The 1,930-nt window shown below is 67.9% G+C and carries 1 protein-coding gene; it reads left to right on the forward strand.

Annotated features, from left to right (window positions below):
- Positions 1–1,930 (forward strand): DNA-directed RNA polymerase subunit beta' (locus tag ACY45C_RS00375; protein ID WP_462185683.1); only part of this gene is annotated, 1,930 nt, incomplete at both ends.

A 1,930-nucleotide genomic window follows, 5' to 3' on the forward strand; every position in this document is an offset into this window, starting at 1 on the left:
CTTGGCGCCGAAGGACCTCGAGAAGGTCATCTACTTCGCCGCCTACATGATCACCAAGGTCGACACGGAGGCGCGTCACCGCGACCTGCCCACCCTCGAGGCCCGCATCGGCGTCGAGAAACAGCAGCTCGAGGACAAGAAGAACGCCGACGCGGAAGTCCGGCAGAAGCGGCTCGAGGCCGACCTCGCGCAGCTCGAGGCCGAGGGCGCCAAGGGTGACGCGCGACGCAAGGTCCGCGAGTCGGCCGAGCGCGAGATGCGCCAGATCCGGGACCGGGTGCAGCGTAAGATCGACGATCTCGACCGGGTCTTCGACCGCTTCAAGAACATGAAGGTCCAGGACCTGGAGCCGGACGAGCTGCTTTATCGCGAGCTGCGCGACCGCTTCGGTGCGTACTTCGACGGCGGCATGGGCGCCGAGGCGCTGCAGCGGCGGCTCGCTGACTTCGACCTGGGCGCCGAGGCCGAGTCGCTGCGCGAGACCATCCGCAGCGGCAAGGGTCAGAAGAAGGCCCGCGCGCTCAAGCGGCTCAAGGTTGTCTCGGCGTTCCTGAACACCCGCAACTCCCCGATGGGGATGGTGCTCGACTGCGTCCCGGTGATCCCACCCGATCTGCGCCCGATGGTGCAGCTCGATGGTGGCCGGTTCGCCACCTCGGACCTCAACGACCTGTATCGCCGGGTGATCAACCGGAACAACCGGTTGAAGCGGCTGCTCGACCTCGGCGCGCCCGAGATCATCGTCAACAACGAGAAGCGGATGCTGCAGGAGGCCGTCGACGCGCTGTTCGACAACGGCCGCCGCGGCCGGCCGGTCACCGGCCCGGGTAACCGTCCGCTGAAGTCGCTGTCCGACATGCTCAAGGGCAAGCAGGGCCGGTTCCGCCAGAACCTGCTGGGCAAGCGGGTCGACTACTCCGGCCGTTCGGTCATCGTCGTCGGTCCGCAGCTCAAGCTGCACCAGTGCGGTCTGCCCAAGCAGATGGCGCTGGAGCTGTTCAAGCCGTTCGTGATGAAGCGCCTGGTGGACCTCAACCACGCGCAGAACATCAAGTCGGCGAAGCGGATGGTCGAGCGGGCCCGCCCGGTCGTGTGGGACGTGCTCGAGGAGGTCATCACCGAGCACCCCGTGCTGCTCAACCGGGCGCCGACCCTGCACCGCCTCGGCATCCAGGCCTTCGAGCCGCAGCTCGTCGAGGGCAAGGCCATCCAGATCCACCCGCTGGTCTGCACGGCGTTCAACGCCGACTTCGACGGTGACCAGATGGCGGTGCACCTGCCGCTGTCCGCCGAGGCGCAGGCCGAGGCGCGGATCCTGATGCTGTCGAGCAACAACATCCTCTCGCCCGCATCGGGCCGGCCGCTGGCGATGCCGAGCCTCGACATGGTGACCGGGGTCTTCCATCTGTCCCGCCTGGCCGAGGGGGCGCTCGGCGAGGGGCGGTCGTTCTCCAGCGTCGCCGAGGCGCAGATGGCGTTCGACGCCCGGGAGATCGCCCTTCAGGCGAAGATCAAGGTGCGGTTGCGGGACACCACCCCGCCGTCGGACTGGGTCCCGCCCGCCGACTGGGTCACCGGGGACGTGTTCACCCTGGAGACCACGTTCGGCCGTTGCCTGCTCAACGAGGCGCTGCCGGAGGGCTACCCCTTCATCAACGCCCAGCTGAACAAGAAGGCACAGGCCGCGATCGTCAACGACCTGGCTGAGCGGTACCCGAAGATCCAGGTAGCGGCGACCCTGGACGCCCTGAAGAGCGCCGGTTTCTACTGGGCCACCCGGTCCGGGGTCACCGTCGCGATCGAGGACGTCGTCGCGCCGCCGAACAAGGCCGAGATCCTCGACGACTACGAGCAGCGTGCCGACCGGGTCCAGAAGCAGTTCGACCGCGGCTTCCTGTCCGATGAGGAGCGCCGCAGCGAGCTGGTCCAG

It is taken from the genome of Frankia sp. CcWB2 (assembly GCF_977927585.1).